Origin of the sequence: Pantoea sp. CTOTU50773 (genome assembly GCF_032082325.1) — a bacterium.
In the GTDB taxonomy this organism is placed as follows: Bacteria; Pseudomonadota; Gammaproteobacteria; order Enterobacterales; family Enterobacteriaceae; genus Pantoea; species Pantoea communis.
In genome coordinates this window covers 1-5,172 of record NZ_DAMDQC010000228.1, presented here as the reverse complement: position 1 = coordinate 5,172, position 5,172 = coordinate 1, and the positions used below count along the sequence as shown (strand labels likewise).

The 5,172-nt window shown below is 51.3% G+C and carries 5 protein-coding genes and 1 other annotated feature; of the genes, 2 read left to right on the top strand and 3 right to left on the bottom strand.

Features of this window, described 5'->3' with window-relative positions:
- Positions 1 to 770: 23S rRNA pseudouridine(2605) synthase RluB (gene rluB, locus RT340_RS21755; protein WP_313377728.1), on the bottom strand; the 770-nt coding region annotated here is incomplete at its 3' end.
- 819 nt (positions 771 to 1,589) lie between these two features.
- Here rluB and RT340_RS21750 point away from each other — a divergent pair.
- On the top strand, positions 1,590 to 2,246 hold the full coding sequence (locus tag RT340_RS21750; RefSeq protein ID WP_034821503.1) for a serine protease: 657 nt from the start codon (positions 1,590 to 1,592) through the stop codon (positions 2,244 to 2,246).
- Here the strand turns inward: RT340_RS21750 and RT340_RS21745 are convergent, their stop codons facing one another.
- Positions 2,247 to 2,867, bottom strand: a complete 621-nt coding sequence (locus RT340_RS21745; protein WP_313377726.1) for an L-threonylcarbamoyladenylate synthase — start codon at positions 2,865 to 2,867, stop codon at positions 2,247 to 2,249.
- 12 nt (positions 2,868 to 2,879) lie between these two features.
- Entirely contained in the window at positions 2,880 to 3,764 is an 885-nt protein-coding gene (rnm, locus tag RT340_RS21740) for an RNase RNM (protein ID WP_313377724.1), read from the bottom strand.
- Between the two features lie 154 nt (positions 3,765 to 3,918).
- Positions 3,919 to 4,023 (top strand) — a sequence feature (Trp leader region).
- A gap of 24 nt (positions 4,024 to 4,047) precedes the next feature.
- On the opposite strand from rnm, the gene RT340_RS21735 reads away from it, so the two are divergent.
- The coding region (locus RT340_RS21735) for an anthranilate synthase component 1 (protein ID WP_313377722.1) at positions 4,048 to 5,172 on the top strand (1,125 nt) is incomplete at its 3' end.

Genomic DNA, 5,172 nt, shown 5'->3' with positions numbered 1-5,172 from the left:
TCAACCGCGACTTTCGTCACCGTCTCTTCCGGCATATCCACCAGCGTACGCAGGTAGTTAACCGCCGGTAATTCCATCTCCATCCAGCCACCGCGAGGTAACCCTTTTGGCAACTGAATATCGCCATAACGGACGCGCATCAGGCGGCTAACCTGCACACCTACGGCTTCCCACAAACGGCGGACTTCACGGTTACGTCCTTCGGTCAGGGTGACGTTATACCACTGGTTGATGCCTTCACCGCCAGCAAACTTAATGGTTTTGAACGATGCCGGGCCATCTTCTAACTGCACACCTTTACTGAGCTGACGAATTTTATCGTCATCCACTTCGCCGAATACACGCACCGCATATTCACGCTCAACTTCACGGCTTGGGTGCATCAGACGGTTCGCCAGTTCACCATCGGTGGTGAACAACATCAGACCACAGGTGTTAACGTCCAGACGACCCACAGCGATCCAGCGTGAACCGCGCAGACGCGGCAGACGGTCGAATACCGTTGGACGCCCTTCAGGATCGTTACGGGTACAGAGTTCGCCTTCTGGTTTGTAATACGCCAGCACGCGGCAGACTTCAGTTGCGGATTCAGCAATCGAAACCAGATGGCCATCAATACGAATTTTCAGGGATTTATCATTTTCAATGCGATCGCCCAGCGTCGCCAGTTTGCCATCGACGCTGACGCGTCCGGCTGAAATCATCGTTTCGATTTCGCGGCGTGAACCGTGACCAGCACGCGCTAATACTTTTTGTAGTTTCTCACTCATGGAGATGCCTCGTTGTCGCCTTCCCAGGCGTCGTGGTAAGAAGAGGTACGATACGGGGATTACCAGTTCCCATATCAGAATCTGTTACCGCTGAGCATAGCGCATGCCATCTCAGGCGGCCCGCGATTTTACACTAACGCAAGTTTCGTTAACACCTTTTCCTTTGCTGCCGATAATAAAGGCCAAAGGCTGCGTCACCCGTTTAGTGCCATATGCCTAAACATTTACGCTGCTTATAGATACACCAACCACACTTCTCTTCTTTATGCGCCAAGTGACTGAATTTTTATCATTTACTCTTGGCTCTATATGCCTGGTTATTACCCCCACTTTAGACCCGTGATACATTAGCGCTTTTCAAGATTGGTCTGCTAGGATTGCGCACCACGCTTAAGGATAATCCCAAACATAAAATCTAAACCCAAACTGCAAAACAGGATAAAAAACTAATTAACCGGGATAAATAAGGCTCATTAGTCCAGTAATTTTAAATTACCAGTTAATTGGAACTGCAGGTTGGATTAAGTCTGTATTTTCGCATTATTTGATTCAGATTAAATTTGATGAATTGTTCTGATAAAAAAATTGTGTAAAATTTAAGCCTGAAACAGAGTGTGCCGTATTTATAAAAGCGTAACCTTTACTATTTACACTCGTTTCTCTAACAAGCCACTAACAAAATCACTGTGGCATTGTTGATAATATAAACCAGCGCACGCAGGAATTGACGCGTTTATTCATTCACGGAATGAATTTAATTTGCATGTCGAAAGTCTTCACCAGGGATTTTCCTGACATGCTTAAAAGAAGATGACTATCATGAAAACCTCTCTGCTTTGGCCTGCCCTCGCGGCGCTGGCACTGAGCGGCTGTTCCGTGGGCCATACTGAGTATAGTCGAGCGGCGCTTGAACACGTGGATATGAGCGTGACAGGCATCCCGACGGTATTGGGTCTGGGTATCCTCGGTACAACCATCCCTTTAACACCAGAGTACAGCCTGACAGCTGCGCACGTCGCCACCACTGCCGTACAGCGTGTGAAGGCTTATCATCCTTATTGCGACGTCGCCATTATCTATCATAAGAATAGCCCGGAAACGCTGGCAAAATTCCGCACCAGCAAAGTCGGTGAACCCATTAAGATGTACGGCTACAGCTTTATTTCAGCCATGCCCGTGGAATCAAGTGGTGTTAATTTAGCGCGCACCGCTATTACCAATAAATGGAATAAAAAACCGTGCATGGCAATGGCATCAAATGCTGGCGTTGTACAGGGAATGTCGGGGGGCGCGGTATATAATGCTGACCAGACAATTGGCGGAGTGATTGTGGGCTACAGCCATGAAATTTCCAATGTGCGCAGCAAACAAGTCATTCTGAAAGATGTTTCGCTGTATATTCCGTACGGTGATTTTAAACATTGGCTGGAAAAGAATATAGGCCAGACGACGTTAACGCCGCCTGACCACGCGTGATTAGAGGAACGGGCGCGTGTCGCCGACCCCTTCACGAACCACAACCGGTACATCGCTGGTGAGATCGATCACCGTCGTCGGCTGCTGCCCTAACGTGCCGCCATCAATGATCAGATCCACCAGCTTACCGATGCTGTGCTGAATCTCTTCCGGATCCGATTCCGTGAAGTCATTACCGGGCAACATCAGCGAAGTAGACATCATCGGCTCATTCAATCTCTCCAGTAACGCCAGCGCCACCGGATTGGAAGGTACGCGCAAACCAATAGTTTTACGCTTGTCATTCATCAAACGACGCGGCACCTCTTTGGTCGCTTTGAGAATGAAGGTGTAACTGCCCGGCGTATTGTTTTTCAGAATACGAAACGCGGTATTGTCCACCTGCGAATACGTCGAGAGCTCAGACAGATCGCGACACATCAACGTAAAATTGTGGTTGCCATCTAACTGCCGGATACGGCAGATACGCTCCAACGCGTTCTTCTCTTCCAGTCTGCAGCCTAGCGCGTAACCCGAATCGGTGGGATAGACAATCACGCCACCTTTATTAAGATAATCGACCGCCTGATTGACCAGACGCGGTTGCGGGTTATCTGGATGAATGTGAAAAAATTGACTCATAAAAACCTCATGTCACCTGTCTGCAATAGCCACGGCGGGCGCTAACGCGGGAAAGCGTTCCCAGATGGGTTCAACGCCGCCCGGCAGCCATAACTTGCGCCCCAGTTCTATCCACGGACAGGGTTGGTGAAAATCTGATCCCTGCGATCCCGCCAGCTGATTGTCGCGCGCATAAGTCGCGAGCTGCGTGCGCTCGTTGGGTGCCTGCTGACACTGTGCCACTTCCATTGCATCACCACCGACCTCGGCGAAATGGGCAATCAGTCGCTTAAGCCACTTTGCAGACAATCCATAGCGACCCGGATGTGCGAGTACCGCAACGCCGCCAGAATGATGAATGACATCAATAGCTTGTTTAATTGTACACCATTGCGGCGGCACATAGCCGGTTTTCCCACGGGCAAGATAGTTCTTGAACACTTGCGCCATGTTATCGGCTTTACCCATCTCGACCAGATAACGGGCGAAATGACCGCGGGTGATGACACCGCCCTGAGCCAGGCGTTGCGCCCCAGCCAACGCATCAGGAATGCGGGCACGTTCGAGACGCTCTGCAATCAGCTGAGCCCGTTCAACGCGGCATTGATGCTGTTGCTCAAGAAACGAGGTCAGTGCTGGATGCTGGCAATCCACATTTAAACCTACGATATGAATTTCGTGGTTTTCCCACAATGTAGAGGCCTCTAATCCGGCCAGAATACGAATCGGTAGATTCTGTTGCTGCACAGCGGCTTGCGCTTCTGCCACGCCAGCAACGGTGTCGTGATCGGTAATCGCCAGTACCCCTACTTTCATTTCGACGGCACGTTGCACCAACTCGGTAGGGGTCAGCAAACCGTCAGACGCCTGGGTATGGCTGTGTAAATCGTAAAGGGGAAAACGGGCAATATCCGACAAGGTAACTCCAGCAGCAACTTAACTCGGCTGGCATGATAACGATTTTGACCCTGACTGAAAAAGGGTATTGACTTTTTTCACCTGAACCAGTTAACTAGTACACAAGTTCACGCGTAACGGGTATCTCATCATGGCTAATTTTGGTACGCCTGCAAAAGGTTGGTGGCGCGATAATCCTTTAAACGGGCGACGTCGTCGTGCACAACATGCGTAACCATTGTGCAGATACCTGAGCCCGCCATCGAGCGGGCTTTTTTTTGAGCGAAATTCAGAGATGACAATAATGGCTAATGCGAAACCTACATTGAAGTTGATTACCGGTACCGCGCCCTACCGCGAAGATCCGGCCGCAGTGTTCCATCAAATTTGCGGCGCACGTCCGGCAACTCTGCTGCTTGAATCTGCCGACATCGACAGCAAAAAGAATCTGAAAAGCTTACTGATTGTGGATAGCGCCCTGCGCATCAGCGCACTGGGCAACGTGGTGACATTACAGGCGCTGTCAGAAAACGGTCGCACCATTCTGCCACTGCTGGATGAAGCACTGCCGCAGGATGTCAGCATTGAAGCGCGTCCGGATGGCCGCGTGCTGCATTTCCCGCTGCCTCAGGGGTTGCACGATGAAGATTCACGTCTGAAAGCATTGTCTGTTTTCGATGCGCTGCGCCTGATTCCGCAACTGGTGAACAGCCCAGAGGAAGAGCGTGAAGCGATGTTCCTCGGCGGATTGTTTGCTTATGACCTGGTGGCCGGATTTGAAGATTTACCCGAGCTGCGTAATGAGCAAAGCTGCCCGGATTACTGCTTCTACCTGGCAGAAACCCTACTGGTGATTGATCACCAGACGCGCAGCGCTCGTCTGCAGGCGAGCTTGTTCAGCCCGTCCACCAGCGAATTCCAGCGCTTGCAGAGCCGTGTTGAGCAGCTGCGTGGTCAAATGACGCAGCCTGCCCCGGCTTTGCCGGTTCAGCGCGTTGAGCAAATGGCGTTGAGCACCAACCAGAGCGATGAAGAGTATTGCAATGTGGTGCGTGAAATGCAGGAAGCGATTCGCATTGGCGAAATCTTCCAGGTGGTACCATCACGCCGCTTCGCGCGGCCGTGCCCTTCTCCGCTGGCCGCTTATGACACGCTGAAGCACAGCAATCCCAGCCCATATATGTTCTTTATGCAGGATCAGGACTTTGCGCTGTTTGGCGCTTCACCAGAAAGCTCACCCAAGTATGACGCCACTTCACGTCAGATTGAGATCTACCCGATTGCCGGTACGCGTCCACGTGGCCGACATGCCGATGGTTCACTGGACCGCGATCTCGACAGCCGTATCGCACTGGAAATGCGCACCGACCACAAAGAACTGGCGGAACACCTGATGCTGGTGGATCTGGCGCGTAATGATCTGGCTCGC

Coding starts and splice junctions, on each gene's coding strand:
- RT340_RS21750 (WP_034821503.1), top strand. CDS start 1,590: ATGAAAACCTCTCTGCTTTGGCCTGCCCTCGCGGCGCTGGCACTGAGC.
- RT340_RS21745 (WP_313377726.1), bottom strand. CDS start 2,867: ATGAGTCAATTTTTTCACATTCATCCAGATAACCCGCAACCGCGTCTG.